Here is a 17,557-nt window from a genome sequence, read left to right on the forward strand (position 1 = left end):
ATCAACAACGAATTATGTTATTCACAAAATCTTAAATAGGAATAAATAGCTCAATTACAAAGTCTTCGGAAGGCAATTTATATAGTTTAGAACAAAAAAACAACGGATGACTTTATCGCCATCCGCTGTCTCAAACTTACATATTTTTTAGTTCTTCTAAACGTTTTAATACAACCGCATGTTTACTTTCGTAATCGGCTAATTTTTCACGCTCTGCATTAACTAAGGCTTCTGGAGCTTTGGATACGAATTTCTCATTCGATAACTTACCAGTAACAAGCTTCACTTCTTTTGCCCATTTTTCTAATTCTTTTTCAAGACGAGCAATTTCTTCGTCTAAGTTAATAAGTCCAACAAGTGGTAGGAATAGCTCAGCTCCAGTTACTACTGCTGTCATCGACTGACCAGGAGCCTCTAAGCCTTCGCCAATTGTTAGTGACTCTGGATTACAGAATTTTTCTAAATATGCTTTATTTGCATTAAGTACTGTAACCGTTGCTGCATCCTTCGCTGAAATATATAACGGCACTTTTTTGCTCATTGGTGTATTAACTTCCGCACGAATATTACGTACTGAACGTATAATATCCATTAGGAGCTTCATATTGTCTGCTTCCTCTGCAAAATGAAGATCCGTGCGTACAGTTGGCCATGCTGCCACTGTGATTGATTCACCTTCATGAGGTAAGTGCTGCCAGATTTCTTCCGTAATGAACGGCATGAATGGATGTAATAGACGCATCGTTTGATCTAAAACATAAGCTAATATAGAACGAGTCGTTTTCTTAGCTGCTTCATCATCACCATTTAACGGTAATTTAGCCATTTCAATATACCAAGAACAGAAATCATCCCAAATGAAATTATAAAGTTCGCGGCCAACTTCGCCAAACTCGTAGCGTTCTGCGAGAGATGTTACACGTTCAATTGTTTCATTTAAGCGAGTTAGAATCCATTTATCGGCAACTGATTTTTCACCAGTTAAGTCGATTTCATCATATGTCATACCTTCCATATTCATTAAAGCGAATCGAGACGCATTCCAAATCTTATTTGCAAAGTTCCATACGGATTCTACTTTTTCGGTTGTATAGCGTAAATCTTGACCAGGTGAAGACCCAGTAGCTAAGAAGTAACGTAATGAATCGGCACCATACTGATCAATAACGTCCATAGGGTCTACGCCATTACCAAGTGATTTACTCATCTTGCGTCCTTCACCATCACGTACTAAACCGTGAATTAGTACATCTTTGAATGGGCGCTGACCTGTAAATTCAAGACCTTGGAAAATCATTCGAGATACCCAGAAGAAAATAATATCATAGCCAGTTACAAGTGTACTTGTTGGATAGTAACGTTTATATTCTTCATTTGTCTCATCTGGCCAACCCATTGTTGAAAATGGCCATAGCGCTGACGAGAACCATGTATCTAATACGTCTTCATCTTGCGTCCAATTTTCTGCATCTGCTGGTGCTTCTGTTCCTACGTAAATTTCACCTGTTTCATTGTGATACCAAGCAGGAATTTGATGACCCCACCATAACTGACGAGAGATACACCAGTCACGGATATTTTCCATCCAGCGAGAATATGTGTTTTCAAAACGAGACGGTACGAAGTTTACTTTTCCTTCCTCATCTTGTTGAAGGGTAAGTGAAGCATCAGCAAGTGGTTGCATTTTAACGAACCATTGTGCTGAAAGATATGGCTCTACAACAGCACCAGAACGTTCAGAGTGACCTACTGAATGTGTATGTTCTTCAATACGAATAAGCACACCTGCTTCTTGTAAATCAGCTACGATTTGCTTACGGCATTTAAAGCGATCCAACCCGTTATACTTGCCAGCAAGCTCGTTCATTGTACCATCTTCATTCATAACAAGAATGCGCTCAAGGTTGTGGCGGTTACCAACCTCAAAGTCATTAGGATCGTGTGCTGGTGTCATTTTTACAACCCCAGTACCAAATTCCATATCTACGTAGTCATCTGCTACGATAGGAATTTCACGACCAACAATTGGTAAAATCACTGTTTTACCGATTAGGTGTTGATAGCGCTCATCTTTCGGGTGAACAGCTACCCCAGAGTCACCTAGCATTGTTTCAGGACGTGTAGTCGCTACTTCCACATATCCTGAGCCATCAGCTAATGGGTATTTCATGTGATAGAAAGCACCTTGAACATCTTGATAAATAACTTCAATATCTGATAATGCTGTTTTTGCAGCAGGGTCCCAGTTAATAATACGCTCACCACGATAGATTAAGCCTTTTTCATATAATTGTACGAAAACCGTTTTAACTGCATCAGAAAGACCTTCATCAAGTGTGAAACGCTCGCGAGAATAATCTAATCCAAGACCAAGCTTCGCCCATTGATCACGAATATGCCCAGCATACTCTTCTTTCCATTCCCATGTTTTTTCGAGGAATTTTTCACGACCTAAATCATAACGTGTAATATTATCTTCTCGTAGTTTGGCTTCTACTTTTGCTTGTGTCGCAATACCTGCATGGTCCATTCCTGGTAACCAAAGTGCATCATAACCTTGCATGCGCTTCATACGAATTAAAATATCTTGTAATGTTGTATCCCAAGCATGGCCAAGATGTAGTCTACCTGTTACATTCGGTGGTGGAATAACGATTGAATAAGGTTCCTTTTCACTAGTAGGCTGCGCCTCGAAAAATTTTCCTTGTAACCACCATTCATAACGACCCGCTTCAATGGACTGTGGATCATATTTTGTAGGCATTGAAATGTTTTCTGTCATTTTGACTCCTCCTGTTGACTTATTAATTTTATCGGTATGAGATCGTACCAATCATTCTGTTTTTATGTCTCATACTGAGGCACATTTACCAGAAGATTTAATGAAAATAAAAAAAACTCCTAACGTCAAAAAGGACGAAGGAGTTTAAATTCGCGGTACCACCTTTAATTCCAGCAGAGGCGAGTTAAGCGGTCACTATACACACATTTCATCAAGAAATAGAATACACTACTTGCTTAAGCCTTTTACTACTGGCTCTCAATTCGGTAACGGTGTTTAACCGGCTTTAACTACTGTTAGTTCACTAAAGCTGCTCGAGGGCTACATTCAATTAGGTACATATAGAAACTTCTCAGCTACCGTTTCCTCTCTTAAAATGTACGACTAATTTACTCTTCCCTGTCATAGCATCTATATTTGACTTTTTCACATTGTACCGCAGAATCGTACAGATTTTCAAGTGGTTTAGTCATTTTTTAGAAGTAATTCAAAATCAATTTCTCCTTGGTGTAATTGTAGCTGACGCTTCGCTTTCGCTACAGAAAACATTTGTTGCTGTCGCTTCGCTTTCGCACAGAAAACATTTGTTGTTGCTGACGCTACGTTTGCATTACGCTTTCGATACAGAGAAATTACCACAGGACGTGGCGTTCTTAAACTGAGTTCCTCTATTTCAGTAGGTGTTAGACACCCACTGAAAAGGAACCACACCCGCAATCATCTAACACCTTCAGAGGTAGGAATCTTCTACTGAATGAAGATAAATAGAAAAGGAAGTGAAAATTCAAATGCGACGACGCCGTAAGTATAATCCTTGGCTTTTACCACCATGGCTACGACAAGTTCGTTTTTATTGCAGAGCGATTATTGTGCCAATTTGTGCTTTTCAATTTATACGTGTCATCATCATTCCAACATCCGGCGATTTCATCATCCTATTGCTTCTGCTACTTCTATGCTATTTACTATTGAATGATATTCTTTGAAACACGTACCTTTAGTGGTGTATATTCTTCTGTTAAATCCCAAATCATTGATGGAACTTCATGCCATGAGCTAGATTCACGGACTACAATATGACTTGAGGATTCTCTCAACACTGTTTTTTGCTCAACTGAGTTAGGCTTTTGTGCTGAAGCTACTACAGCTTCAGACTTTTCCTTTTGTACTGAAAATGCTACAGCCTTTGATTTTTCCTCTTGTATAGAAGCAACTACAGCTGCAGGTTGTTTTACTTGTGCGGTTTCTTCTACATGTGTAACCTTCTCTATTCGAGCTGAGGCATTTGCAGTGACAGACTGTTCTTCTAAAACATGAGCTTTTTCAAATGTTTGCTCAGGCTCATTAAAAATACTTGTAACCGTCCATTCAAGCTGACACATTTGATTTGTCAATGTAGGTCTAATGTCCTTTACCATTAAATCTTCAATAGTCGAATCTTTTGGTAAATCCACATTTAAAGGAACTGCATACTCAAAATAACCAGTATCTCCTTGAATATCAAGTGTATCGATTTGTACTAATTCTTCATTACCCGTGAAAACTTGCATGTCTCGAAAATCAAAGCGAACATGTGCGGTGATGTGGTAAATACCCATTAATCGTAATGAATCTTCTAGCTGCATTGTCTGCCACCGCGGCTTAATTTGCACAGCTGCTATTTCTATTGGATAGCCATAACCAGGAAAACTAAAAGTTTCGCTCATATTCCACGTTTTGTGTTCGATAATAATCCCTCCCCTTGCATCATATGAAGCTTCGGAGGATAGTATGCTATAGGTTACGTAATAAAATCACCACATGATAACGAAAAAATTTTTTCTACCTTTCTTTATAACTAACATTTTATTACTTACAAAAGCTTAGTTGACGCCCCCAGGAAAGCGCCTGGCAGGAACGAAAATCAACCCACTTTATGGTGAAGAGCCTAAAAAAGGCATACTAGAAAATTCTAGCATGCCTTTTTACTGTTGTCTCAACAGCGTAATTATACATTCACCAATTTGATTTTATTTGCTACACGATCTGTTAACATTTGTGTTGCTTTTGGTACGATTGGCTTAAAGATTGGATTTAAAACAGGACCAGCTAATCCTCCTGCTGTTACTTCTAAGAAGCCTGTCATTTTTGTATTTTCTGCATCAATGCTTTCCGCAAGGAAATAACCGTTTCCAGAAAAGTTATCAGACAGTCCTTTTAATTCGAATGTTACTTTTGAAGGCGCTGCCCATTCTAAAATAGTAATCTCTACTTGTACTGTTTTTTTCAGAACACCAACGTTGCCTTTAAACGTCCATGTTGAATGTTTTTCATCAATCATTTCATGTGCATTATAACCTGGGACAAGTTTCGCCCATTTTTCCATATCACTGACGAAATCCCATACATTTTCAATTCCTACGGGTACTTCGACCATATGTGTGCCTGTTGCCATATCAATTCACTACTTTCTTTTACGAATAGCTATATTATATACGATTTCGCCCACAATTTGGCTATGCTGAAAGTTATAATTTTAATAAATTTTTTTCAAGTAGTAACGATTATTTTCATTCATTGATACTCCAATGAACTTTTAACGGGTAAAAATAAAAAAACATTGCAGACAAAGGCATGTTGTATAACTTTATCAACAAAAAACTAACATGCCAGAAAATACTTCTAGCATGCTAGTTTGTAACCATGCTCCTATTGCCCATTACACGCACTTCCGATACGTCCGTAAAATACTTAGAACAATAAAAAAGACCCATCACCAAAAGTTGTGATTGATATTTGTTAAATTTTACTATGTATATAAGTGGTGAAGAGCCTAAAAAAGAGAGCCGTTATAGCTCTCTAAAAACAATTAATATCTATTTATCCAATCCATACAAAATGCGCCGTTATAGTTAGTTATTTTACAAATCTATACATCAAAATGTCGTCTATGTATTCACCATTGTCTAATTTTACTTCTCTAACTTTACGACCTTCTTCAAGAAAGCCCATTTTCTGATATAGTTTAATGGCATTTTCATTTGTTGAAAAAACACCTAAACAAACTTTCTCAATAAATGGATTAACAGTTGCCCAATCAATTAACTTAGTTAACAATAAAGTACCTATTCCTTGACCCCTTATGTTGGAATCGACCATCATCCCAAATGATCCTGTATGGGAAATTCGTTTTCTTGGTGGCGATTGAAACATTAACCACCCCACTATTTCTCCTTCTAATTCAGCAACGAAAATCACATCACGTTCATTCACCTGTTTTTGTTCAATCCATTTCTCTTGCTCTTCAACAGTTTGATTAAATTCTTCTAGTGTGGTTAATAAATATTTCTGTTCTGTTAAAACTTGCAGTTGAATTTCCAACATTTTTTCTGCATCAGAAACTAATGCTTCTCTCACTATTAGACTCATTCTTTTACCTCCCTATATCGCTTCTTAATTACAAAAAATCCCTACTTTTTTAGTTTACATAGCTACTCATTGAAATGCACCACTTAATCACTGAAGTTTACGCTCAAGTCAATTGTTCTTAGTGTGCCAAACTTTTGTTGATTTCATCATTTGTGATTCCAATAAATCAGCCACAATTTACCATTTATCTACCAACTCAAACTTTACTGTGTTACGATTATCTATAGACGTAATTTTCAGTTAGTAAGGAAAAAGCAGTTCTTTTAAGGGAGAATATTTCATGATGAATATATTATTTAAATTATTTACAGTTATATCGTGGATATATTGTTTGGGACTTATTTTATTCCGTTTCCCTAATGATACTTTTGTAATGCGTATGGTTACAGGTATAATGTCGATGGTTTTTTCTTGTAGTCTACTGTTCTTTTTGTTAAAAATTATTGATAACAAGAAACAGAAAAAATAGAGGTGAATTAATAATCATTTGGAGCTTTTATCAACTTTTCGACAATCAATACAATAGCCAAAGCTACATCAATCAAGGGCTTGTTAGTAAAATTACACATCAAGTCCTTTTGTTATGCCTTCACATACGACCTGAGCGTAATCCTCGCAAACAAGTTATAAGTCTATCCGATACTCGAATCCTCTGAGAGCTGTTCTGCGGGACTTAACAATGCACGTCAGCTTATTGATGCGCTACCGCAACCTCATCACACCTTACTTTATAAGCTTACACACATCTTCACATCAACATTTGGAAATATGTTACACTATTCCAAACAACTAATTATTCAATTATTCAACAACTAACGGAGCAGGATTATTAAAATTTTTATTCCGAATATAGAATATGTTAGCTTAACGATTTTTGCAGGTTATTAGAATTAAAGAAGGGGGTGAATAATTTTGGTACAAAAGATACTTGAACTACTTAACACAATATATTCAGTAGATTTAATTAAAGTAGAATCAGTAACAGATGAGATGTTTCGGTGCATTGCAAAAGATGGTGATTACTTTGCAAGAATTACAAACTATAAAAGTTTTGATGAACAATTAGAAGAAGTTAATTATACGAATTTCTTATTTAAAGAAGGGTTGGGTGTATCACCAACAATAGCTTCTATTAATGGTAAGGCTATAGAAAAGATAACTCTTGAAAACAAAGAAGTCTTAATTGTTCTTTATAAATCGGCTCCTGGTGTACATCTACCAAGAAATGAATGGAATGCAGAAATATTAAAAGAATTAGGTAGGCAAATGGGTAAATTACATCGTATATCCAAGAAGTTTGAAGAAATACATCCAATTAGATATATCAACGATTGGCATGATAACGAAGAATATGCCTTTCTCAAATATATTCCTAAAGAAGAATGTGCTATTAGAGATATTGCAAAAGAGGTTTTATCATCTATAAAAAAAATACCAAAAAATAATTCGAATTATGGATTGTTACACGGCGATTTATGGTTAGAAAACATTTTGGTTGATAATGATTCGAATTTGACGATGGTTGATTTTCAAGATTGTGAGAAGCATTTTTATATTTTTGATTTAGCAGTTCCAATTTACAGTGCGTTGGAGTATTCGTTTGTAGGTGGAGGTAACATAGTTGAATATGGGCGAAGTATTACAAAAGCAATCATCGAAGGATACCAAGAGGAAAATGAACTATCCTCAGAAATGTTAGATAAACTTCCTTTATTTATTAAATTAAAAGAAATATTTGAATACAGTTTGATGCACATGTACTGGGACAAAGAAAAACTAACTGAAGAACAGATAAGAATAATGAACCATTATAGATTGAGACTTGAATTAAATCATTCCATTCCAAATATTTAACCTAAACGGTTCTTTGTTGAATAATCGTCTCGGTAGGCTGTAACAGTTAATCTAATTCATAGCACTTTTACCATTCCACTACCAACGAATAATCTTCCATGTTATAATTTTGAAGATAATTAATGCTAGTTTAAATTTAAAGGAGTACAAAATGATGTTTAAAGACCCTTGGAATCCTACACAAAAAGAAATCAAAAAATGGGCATATAGTGATGAAATGGAACCTGTGCAAGATTGGGAACTCTTCATCTATAAATTTGAAAATATACCGATGATTTGTACATTTGTTGAAGATGAGCAATGTGAACATACTTCTTATTTCCTTAATACCTTATATGTTTTCACAGGAGATACGGTTCGGGTAGGAGACAGTGGAAAAATTCAAAAGCTATTTCAATTACTAGATACGATTGAAAATACAACCACATCAAAAGAACTTAAATTGTGGATTGAGCGTTCTCAACTTCTCATTGAATATCCTGAATATTACGAGTCCTCTTATTGGGGTCTTTGTTCAAAGTTTGTTTATGAAAATAATTCGGGCGCAATTCCAAAGATTTAATTTTCTAAACAATATCGAATTTTCAACTCTAACAATCTAGGGCTTGCGTATGATAAAAATTCATTACATACAAGCCCTTTTGTTATGCTTCCTTTAATCACTCTTGTAGCTCAATACATAGCTCTGTACAATAATTAAACAACCTGTGTAAATGAAATCCTCTGCTCTTGATTCAACGTTCATAAGCTGTAAAATAAGCTCCAAGAACCGAAGTAAAAATGTGTAACAGAAAAAGCACACCACTTCATTGAGATGTTCTACAAAAAAACAATTTCCCAAGAATAACTATGTATGCATCTATATTAAGTAAGAGATTCTTTTAATAAATTGGCTAATATTCACGAGCATATAGTTCAGCATCTAAAATTTTATAATTATGAACCTTGTTTTTATATTCTTTATCAATCTCACCCTTATAAATAAATTCTCCATAAGGGCTTAGTTGTCCCGCAGGAATACTTACAAATTCTCTCAAAATCTCTTTGCCATCTTCATCATACATTTTAACATAGAAGAAACCAGATATATTTTGATTTCCCTGATTCGTAACTACAAGTTCCCATTTATCTTCATTTTGCATAATTATAGGTTTGTCAAACTTAATATTCCTCAAAGCAAGTTCCTTTGCTTCTGCCAGTTCTTTTTCCTCTTGTTCTTTTTCTAATTTCTCTATTTCCTTTTCAAGCTTGTACGATTGGTATTCAGTAAAAAGTAAATTACCTGCAAATACAGCTATTATGCCCATAACTGTTATACCAATGTACATTCCTATCTTCTTCATTTACTTATTTCTCCTTTTGTACTATTTATCCCTAATTAATTATAGATTATTACCTATACATTTTCGATAAAAATATTATTCTATCAAAAAGCACAACAACTTATTGTTGATGTGCTACTGCAATCTAATCGTACCTTGCTTTATAAGCTTACACATTCACCCCACATCAATATTTGTAAATGCGTTACATTTTACCACACAACTGATTATTCAGTCTTTTAACTAACGGTGTGCAGGATAGTTAAAAAATATTTAGGGTAAGTTACTTCTTAAAGGAGTAACTTACATGAAAAATCTATTCTTAATTAGTTTGTATACGTTTATATTTTCGTTCAGTCTTTCCATGATATTAGGAAATCCTGTTTATTCACAAACTACACCCTCAGATAAAATTGAATATTTATATCCTGCAAATAAGGAAAAAGTTTTTGATGAAACTGTAGATGAATTTTACCAGGCATTAAGAGACCTAAAGTATCCTGTACATCAGGAGCTTTATCAAAGACATAAGCAACAGCAAAGACATTTGGATACTGTTCTTTTTAAAGAAATGCCTGATGCATCTGTAAATATTAGAAAAAAGCTATTGTTTAAAGAGGTAGAAGGATTAAATTATATAACTTTTGATGGAAATATTCTTCGCCCCTACCCTGATATAGCTATTAACTACCATCAGACCGTTAGCCCTGATAGGCAAGTTTATTTCTTTTATTCCTTTAAAGATACAGAAAAAGAATTTAGAGGTAGATATGCAATTTATGATGTTGAAACAAAAGAAATGGTAGCAGGTGGAGGTACTTATATGCCAAAGCTCAATCTTACAAGGAACACTTACGATAAAGAAGGATAAATTTAGAGTCAGGAAAGGCTTGCTAATTTATATTTTTTAAAATAATAGACATAATATAAAAAAACTTGGACACAATTAGAAAAAAGGAGATTCTATATTGAAGTATGTTTTTAAAGGATTACTTCTTTTCTTTACCTTAGCTCTATTTTTTTCATTAATTGTCCATGCAGAAAAAAATGAACAAGAACAAGGAGAAAGTGACGAAGGAACTGTAGTTTACCATGTCAAATACGATTATGATGCAATATCCAATTTTTTAGGAATGAGTCTCGATGAATATGAAGAATATTGGAAAAAGGGACTTTCTATTATGGATATGGCAGAAAAACAAGGAATTTCGAGACATGATTTAGTGGGTTATTTTTGTGATTTCCACCATAAAGAAATGCAAAAGTGGAGAGATAAAGGTTCGATGACAGAAAGTGATTATTTTGACCTTGTTTTTAGGTTATCAGATGAAATCGATGAGTTTATTGACCGTAATCCCAATCGTTAATTCAATTAACAGGGGCTTAGATTTAATAAGATTAGGGCTTGTTTTTATGATTGATTTTCATATATGCAAGTCCTTTTGTTATGCTTCCTCAACCTCTCTATATCAACAATTAGATAGCCTGCGTAAACGAATCCTATGCTTCAATATCATCTCTCAAAATATCTATAATTTCGAACATTTACCTTAGATGTCTTATGAATCGTCTATCCGCAATAAAGTCCACATATGCAAATTTTAAAAGCATACAAAAAACCACTTCTTATCAAATGTTAGAATTGATAAGAAGTGGTTACTAATTTGTTAATTGATTGAGCATTACACTACTTCATAAAAAGAACGTATTTTCTCACTCTTGTTATTTTGCTAATTGTGCAAATACTTTATGGAAGGCTTCAACCGTTTTTGCGATATGCTCCTCCGTATGTGCAGTAGAAATGAATAAACCTTCAAATTGAGATGGCGGTAAGAAAATACCTTCCTCTGCCATTAGACGGAAGTATTCAGCGAATAATTGTAAATCAGACGTTTTTGCTGAAGCAAAATCAATAACATCTTCATTCGTAAAGAAGAAACCTATCATTGAACCAGCACGATTTACAGTATGCGGAATATTGTATTTCGTGGCTGCTTCTCGGAAACCAGCCTCTAATTGATCACCTAGCTTTTTGAAATATTCATAAGTGCTATTATCAAGGCGAGATAATGTTTCATAGCCAGCTGTCATTGCTAATGGATTCCCTGACAATGTACCAGCTTGATAAATTGGACCAGCTGGTGCTACCTGCTCCATAATTTCCTTTTTCCCTGCAAATGCGCCAACAGGAAGTCCACCGCCAATTACTTTTCCTAACGTTGTCATATCTGGTGTTACATCAAAATACCCTTGTGCACAGCCATAGTCAACACGGAAACCTGTCATAACTTCATCAAAAATCAACAGTGCTCCATGTTCCTTTGTTAATTCACGTAAGCCTTGTAGGAAGCCTGGTTGTGGAGGAACAACGCCCATATTTCCTGCGACTGGCTCAACAATTACTGCCGCAAGTTCTGAACCAAACTTTTCGAAAACTTGTTTCGCCCCTTCTAAGTCATTGTACGCTACTGTCAATGTATTACGTGCAATATCCGCTGGGACACCAGGGCTGTCAGGTAGGCCTAATGTAGCTACCCCAGAGCCAGCCTTGATTAGCAAGGAATCTCCATGACCGTGATATGAGCCCTCAAATTTTAAAATTTTATCGCGCCCTGTCACACCACGAGCCACGCGTAAAGCAGACATTGTAGCCTCTGTCCCAGAAGAAACGAAGCGAATCATTTCCATACCAGGTAGTCGATCTAACACTAATTTGGCTAATCGATTTTCTGTGTAGCTTGGTGCTCCAAACGAAGAGCCTTTCGCTGCTGTTTCTGCAATTGCTTGTACAACTTCTGGATGCGTATGACCTAGAATTAGAGGTCCCCACGATAATACATAGTCAATATATTCATTGCCATCAATGTCTTTAATAATAGCACCGTGACCAGATTCCATGAAGATTGGATCCATATTTACGGATTTGAATGCACGTACTGGGCTACTTACGCCTCCTGGCATTAAGTTAATTGCTTCAGCATATGCTTGTTTTGATTTTTCGTAAGAACGCGCCATTTATTTCTCCTCCAACCAACGTGCAACATCTTTAGCATGATACGTAATGATTAAATCAGAGCCTGCTCGTTTCATACCAAGTAATGTTTCAAGCACTACTTTTTTCTCTTCAATCCAGCCATTAATAGCTGCTGCTTTGATCATTGCATATTCACCAGAAACGTTGTATGCAACAATCGGTAATGTATAGTTATTTTTCACATCACGAATTATATCTAAATAGCTTAGAGCTGGCTTAACAATTAAGAAATCTGCACCCTCTGCAATATCCGACTCTGCTTCACGGAATGCTTCCATACGATTCGATGGATCCATTTGGTATGATTTACGATCACCAAATTGAGGTGCACCATCAGCTGCATCTCGGAATGGGCCATAGTAGCTAGATGCATACTTTACAGCATATGACATAATCGGTACATTTTCAAAGCCTGCTTCGTCTAAGCCTGCACGAATTGCAGCAACAAATCCATCCATCATATTAGATGGAGCAATGATATCTGCACCAGCTTTTGCTTGTGATACTGCTGTACGTGCTAAAACATCTAATGAAGGATCGTTTAAAATTTGATCACCTTCAATTAAGCCACAATGACCATGGTCTGTAAACTCACATAAGCATGTATCTGCAATGATTAAAAGCTCTGGGTAGCGAGCTTTAATAATTCGTGTTGCTTCTTGCACAATACCATGATCATGGAATGCACCAGTTCCGACTGCATCTTTTTCTGCAGGTAAGCCAAACAAAATAACAGCAGGTATACCTAAAGCAACAACTTCATCAATCTCAGCTTCAAGTTTATCTAATGAAAATTGAAAAACGCCTGGCATAGAAGGTACTTCGTTTTTGATATTTTCGCCTTCCATAACGAAAATTGGATAAATTAAATCCTCTTTGTGTAAGTATGTTTCTTTTACCATTGATCGAATTGCAGCATTTGCACGCAAACGACGATGTCTTTGAAATTGTAATTTTGTCATTTTATTCTCCTACTTTCGTTATTTCCTCGAAGACTGCTTGCATTGTATATACGCTCGGCATAACATCCACAGTCGCACCGTGATTTAAAATAGCCGCTTCTGTAATATGACCGATCGCTGCCACACGTGCTGCCTTCCAACCAATTACCGAAGCTACATCCATTGCATAGACATCAACAGCGGAAGGACTAGCAAAAATCACTGTGACGTCGCTATTCGTACGGATACAATCAATAATTACTTGTATTTGATCGTGTCGCTCAATCGTTTCATAAACTGTCCATTCCTTCAAATTAAAGGGTAGCCCTTCCTTCAATGTCTTTTTCGCTTTTTCACCACGAATAAATAGACAAGTAGGATTACTACCTGCTACGTTAGGAAATTCTTTGACAAATACATCTGCACTAAATATAGAAGGCATAAAGCTCACATGAAATCCTAGCTTTTCTAAAGCTGTAGTAGTTTTAGTTCCAATTGAAGCAATCTTTACTTGAAAATTCTCTGTACTCAAATTAAAACGTTTCATTTTACTAGCAAAAGCATCTACGGCATTTTGACTCGTAAAAATGAGCCATTCAAATTGACGAGCAAGCTCTAAATGCACATCATCGTTTTTATCGATAAGCTCGCAAGTTTCAATCAATGGGGTAATTATTGCTTGGCCACCTAAAGCAGTAATGTCATCTATAATTGTTGTCGTCTTAGATGTACCTGTCAAAATAATCGTTTTACCTTCTAAAGGTAAATTATTTTGCATCTTGCTCTGCCTTTACTCGTTGAATTAATTCAAAAGCACCTTGCTTCGTTAAAATCTCAGCAAGCTCTTTCCCAACCACATCCGCATCAGTACCTACTACTGTTTCCTTGTAAACAACTGAGGCATCTGGTGCAGCAACAAGACCAGTTAGTGTAATTTCTTCCCCATTAGACTTTGCGTATCCTGCGATAGGTACTTGACAGCCACCATCCATAGCCGCTAGGAAAGCACGTTCTGCATGCGCTTCTTGCCATGTAATGCTATCTGTTAACTTGCCTAATTCTGCTAATAGCTCCGTATCATCTTCACGGCATTCAATACCTAAAGAGCCCTGTGCTACTGCTGGTAGACAATCTTCTACAGGTAAAAACTCAGTAACAACATCATCGCTCCAGCCAAGGCGTTTTAACCCTGCTGCTGCAAGAATAATTGCATCGTATTCTTCTGTTTCAAGTTTTGCTAAGCGTGTATCTACATTTCCACGAATCCATTTAATTTCTATATCTGGACGGACTGTTAATAGTTGAGCACTGCGACGAAGAGAACTTGTCCCAACAACAGCTCCTGCTGGAAGATCGGCAAATTTCACATGTCCTTTTGAAATAAATGCATCACGCGCATCTTCACGTGGCGGAATACAGCCAATTACTAATCCTTCAGGCAGTATTGCAGGCATGTCCTTCATAGAATGAACAGCAAAGTCAATCTCTTTGTCGTAAAGTGCTTGTTCAATTTCTTTTACGAAAAGTCCTTTACCACCTACTTTAGATAGCTGCACGTCTAAAATTTGGTCGCCTTTCGTGACAATTTCTTTCACTTCAAATTCAAATGGTACACCAGCAGCTTTTAACTCATTGATAAACCAATTTGTTTGTGTTAAAGCTAGCTTACTTCTCCTAGAACCTACAATAATTTTTCTCAACAGTCTCCAACCTCTCTTCTAATACCATAAATGGAATCGCGATAAACTACTTCCTAAAAAGAAGTTAACAACAACTAATATGTAAGCGTATATATGTACCCACGCATAAGTTGTTCCAGTCAGCTTACTTTTACGATTCACATACAATATAAAGCAATACAATATTAAAATAATAAAGGACCCAATAATCTTCGCATCAAAAATCGAAAGACTTTCTAGCGTTAGTAGTGCCCATTCAACCCCTAAAACTAAACTTAAAAATAGCACTGGAATACCAATGAAAAATGACACATTCATCCAGCTACTCGTCTGCTGTAATGAAGGCAACCTTGTCCATAAATGTGACCATTTTTTCTTTTTGAGCAGACGATATAATACTAAATACAATATCGCAAAAACAAAAGTTAGCGTAAATGCTGCATACGATAACATCGCAAATGATATATGAATAAAAAGCATTTCCGAAATTAAAGTATCGCTTACTGCTCCCGATGGTCGTTTCGGCATAAAAGTAAAAATACTAGCGAACAAAAACCCTAGTATATTAATAATAAACACCGGAAGATCAACTCGTGCAATACAGTGCAAAATAATAGATAATGTCACGAGCAGCCAGGAATAAAAGAGAATCCCTTCAGACAAGGATAAAATCGGAAAACGCTTCGTTTCCACAAAAGTTAATAATATAATGGCACCTTGAATTACCCATACAAATGAAACAAGCCAAAAAGCAATTCGCCTTGCGCGTACTTGCTTATAAAAGTAATCAGTAAAGTAAAATACTAGACTGATCGCATACAAGACGATCATCACTTCGTAGAGCCTTGTCATTGTCAAATCAGTCAATAGACATCCCTTCTTTATATCGAAAGTGCTAAAGTGCTGTACTTTAGCCTAGAAAAAAAAACGTTTTCGTATCCTTAGTTTACCATACAGATACGAAAACGCCTCAATTAATATCAGTAGAAAATCTCGTTCGCGGGAAAAAACTCAAAGGAACAACTATTAATTCTAAAGTTGCACCACGAACACTTAGACATCTTTAGAAAGAGTACTTTGGTTCAGTAGAAGATTGTGATGACTGTAAGTGTTCTTTGCGTTCAAGCTCTTGCTTTGTCATTGCATTAATTTCAGCTTCCACAGCATCTTCAATACCGAAAATTTGTTGGAATAAACGTAACTGTTCATTTGCTTTTGATGAATTTGCCATTTCCTTAGCTTGTAAAATTGGTTCTTTTAACAATTGATTAATAATAGACTTTGTATGCTTACTTAAAATTTTACGTTCTCGATCCGTTAAATCTGGCATTTTATTTTCGATACTAATCATTGTTTCTTCTTGAATACGACTCGCTTTTTTACGTAAAGCCGAGATGACAGGGACAACGCCAAGAGTCGCAACCCAATCTTTAAATTGTGTAACCTCTTTGCCAATCATTGAAGTAATATCAGCCGCAGCGCGTTCACGCTCAGCTAAGTTTGCTTCAACGATGCCTTGTAAATCATCTATATCATATAAGAAAACGTTTGGTAAGTCTCCAACACGTGGATCAATATCACGTGGAACTGCAATATCTACGACAAATAATGGTTTACCTTTACGCAAACGTTCAACAAATTCCATCAATTCATAGTCAATAACATAATCTGTTGCACCTGTAGAGGTAATTAAAATATCTGCTTCTAATAACGAACATTGTAGTTCCTTCATTGATTTTGCTTCACCGTGGAATTTAGCTGCTAGACTTTCTGCTTTTTCGAACGTACGGTTAATAACAGTTACTTTACCAACGCCGCTACCGTAAAGGTTCTCAATAGCAAGTTCTCCCATTTTTCCTGCACCTAAAATTGCCACATGTTTACGTTTTAAAGATCCGAATATTTTCTTTGCTAATTCAACTGCTGCATAAGAGACTGATACCGCGTTCTCACCGATAGCCGTTTCATTATGTGCACGCTTCGCAAATGTCACCGCTTGTTTAAATAGCTGATTGTATACCGTTCCTGTTGTTCCAATCTCTTGTCCACTTAAGAAGCTTTTCTTTACTTGTCCTAAAATTTGAGTTTCGCCAAGTACCATCGAATCAATGCCAGCTGTCACTTTAAATAAATGCTCGATTGCCTCATCTTCTTCACGAATTGTTAAATATGAAGAAAATGATTCTACAGGTAGGTCGAACCAATTTGCTAAAAATTGTTTTACAAAATGACGTCCAGTATGCAATTGGTCAACTACTGCATAAATCTCTGTGCGGTTACATGTCGAAACAATCACATTTTCTAAAATACTTTTTTGTTTTTGTAGCGCTTCCATTGCCTGTGGTAGTTCACTCTCTATGAATGATAACTTTTCACGAATTTCAACTGGCGCTGTTTTATAATTCAAGCCTACTACGATGGCATGCATGAATAACACCTCACACGTTCTAATTCATAAATCTCATTATAGCACAGTTCGACAAGAGTTCATCTATTATTTGTGAACATGTCATGAAGAACTGCACCCGACACCTACA

The 17,557-nt window shown here is 36.1% G+C and carries 16 protein-coding genes and 1 other annotated feature; of the genes, 4 read left to right on the plus strand and 12 right to left on the minus strand.

Annotation, left to right across the window (positions count from 1 at the left end; all coding sequences use genetic code 11):
* Positions 1 to 136 precede the first annotated feature (136 nt).
* The 5 genes from QRN68_RS19030 to QRN68_RS19055 form a co-directional block, all read right to left on the minus strand.
* Positions 137 to 2,782, minus strand: a complete 2,646-nt coding sequence (locus tag QRN68_RS19030) for a valine--tRNA ligase (RefSeq protein ID WP_285398469.1) — start codon at positions 2,780 to 2,782, stop codon at positions 137 to 139.
* 127 nt (positions 2,783 to 2,909) lie between these two features.
* Positions 2,910 to 3,197: a binding site (T-box leader), on the minus strand.
* A 50-nt stretch (positions 3,198 to 3,247) separates the two neighbouring features.
* A complete protein-coding gene (locus QRN68_RS19035; protein WP_285398470.1) occupies positions 3,248 to 3,499 on the minus strand; it encodes a hypothetical protein in 252 nt (83 codons plus the stop codon).
* 248 nt (positions 3,500 to 3,747) lie between these two features.
* Complete coding sequence (locus QRN68_RS19045; protein ID WP_285398472.1) at positions 3,748 to 4,488, minus strand: valyl-tRNA synthetase; 741 nt, start codon at positions 4,486 to 4,488, stop codon at positions 3,748 to 3,750.
* A gap of 281 nt (positions 4,489 to 4,769) precedes the next feature.
* Positions 4,770 to 5,216: an SRPBCC family protein gene (locus QRN68_RS19050; RefSeq protein WP_285398473.1), complete on the minus strand. Its 447-nt coding sequence runs from the start codon at positions 5,214 to 5,216 to the stop codon at positions 4,770 to 4,772.
* A 461-nt stretch (positions 5,217 to 5,677) separates the two neighbouring features.
* The gene (locus QRN68_RS19055; RefSeq protein WP_285398474.1) at positions 5,678 to 6,190 is read right to left on the minus strand and encodes a GNAT family N-acetyltransferase; all 513 of its coding nucleotides are present in this window, start codon (positions 6,188 to 6,190) and stop codon (positions 5,678 to 5,680) included.
* A 906-nt stretch (positions 6,191 to 7,096) separates the two neighbouring features.
* Here QRN68_RS19055 and QRN68_RS19060 point away from each other — a divergent pair.
* Together QRN68_RS19060 and QRN68_RS19065 are read left to right on the plus strand one after the other, a co-directional pair.
* A complete protein-coding gene (locus QRN68_RS19060; protein ID WP_285398510.1) occupies positions 7,097 to 8,044 on the plus strand; it encodes a phosphotransferase enzyme family protein in 948 nt (315 codons plus the stop codon).
* Positions 8,045 to 8,153: 109 nt separating this feature from the next.
* A complete protein-coding gene (locus QRN68_RS19065; RefSeq protein WP_285398475.1) occupies positions 8,154 to 8,606 on the plus strand; it encodes a hypothetical protein in 453 nt (150 codons plus the stop codon).
* A gap of 331 nt (positions 8,607 to 8,937) precedes the next feature.
* On the opposite strand, the gene QRN68_RS19070 is transcribed toward QRN68_RS19065, so the two are convergent.
* Positions 8,938 to 9,387, minus strand: coding sequence for a hypothetical protein (locus QRN68_RS19070; protein WP_285398476.1), 450 nt, complete (start codon positions 9,385 to 9,387; stop codon positions 8,938 to 8,940).
* Positions 9,388 to 9,673: 286 nt separating this feature from the next.
* Here QRN68_RS19070 and QRN68_RS19075 point away from each other — a divergent pair, with 286 nt between their 5' ends.
* Both QRN68_RS19075 and QRN68_RS19080 read left to right on the plus strand, forming a co-directional pair.
* Entirely contained in the window at positions 9,674 to 10,237 is a 564-nt protein-coding gene (locus QRN68_RS19075) for a hypothetical protein (protein ID WP_285398477.1), read from the plus strand.
* Between the two features lie 97 nt (positions 10,238 to 10,334).
* A complete protein-coding gene (locus QRN68_RS19080; RefSeq protein WP_285398478.1) occupies positions 10,335 to 10,733 on the plus strand; it encodes a hypothetical protein in 399 nt (132 codons plus the stop codon).
* 355 nt (positions 10,734 to 11,088) lie between these two features.
* On the opposite strand, the gene hemL is transcribed toward QRN68_RS19080, so the two are convergent.
* From hemL to hemA, 6 genes are all read right to left on the minus strand, one after another.
* Positions 11,089 to 12,381 (minus strand): glutamate-1-semialdehyde 2,1-aminomutase, encoded by a 1,293-nt coding sequence (gene hemL / locus QRN68_RS19085; protein ID WP_285398479.1) that lies wholly within the window; start codon positions 12,379 to 12,381, stop codon positions 11,089 to 11,091.
* Positions 12,382 to 13,362, minus strand: coding sequence for a porphobilinogen synthase (gene hemB, locus QRN68_RS19090; RefSeq protein WP_285398480.1), 981 nt, complete (start codon positions 13,360 to 13,362; stop codon positions 12,382 to 12,384). It lies immediately after the preceding gene.
* A 1-nt stretch (position 13,363) separates the two neighbouring features.
* Complete coding sequence (locus QRN68_RS19095; RefSeq protein WP_285398481.1) at positions 13,364 to 14,119, minus strand: uroporphyrinogen-III synthase; 756 nt, start codon at positions 14,117 to 14,119, stop codon at positions 13,364 to 13,366.
* A complete protein-coding gene (gene hemC / locus QRN68_RS19100) occupies positions 14,109 to 15,041 on the minus strand; it encodes a hydroxymethylbilane synthase (protein ID WP_285398482.1) in 933 nt (310 codons plus the stop codon). Before hemC ends, QRN68_RS19095 begins: the two co-directional genes overlap by 11 nt.
* Before the next feature lie 18 nt (positions 15,042 to 15,059).
* A complete protein-coding gene (locus tag QRN68_RS19105; protein WP_285398483.1) occupies positions 15,060 to 15,887 on the minus strand; it encodes a cytochrome C assembly family protein in 828 nt (275 codons plus the stop codon).
* Between the two features lie 196 nt (positions 15,888 to 16,083).
* The gene (gene hemA, locus QRN68_RS19110; RefSeq protein ID WP_285398484.1) at positions 16,084 to 17,448 is read right to left on the minus strand and encodes a glutamyl-tRNA reductase; all 1,365 of its coding nucleotides are present in this window, start codon (positions 17,446 to 17,448) and stop codon (positions 16,084 to 16,086) included.
* Between the last annotated feature and the right edge of the window lie 109 nt (positions 17,449 to 17,557).

This window comes from Lysinibacillus sp. fls2-241-R2A-57, from assembly GCF_030209535.1.
Classification (GTDB): Bacteria; Bacillota; Bacilli; order Bacillales_A; family Planococcaceae; genus Lysinibacillus.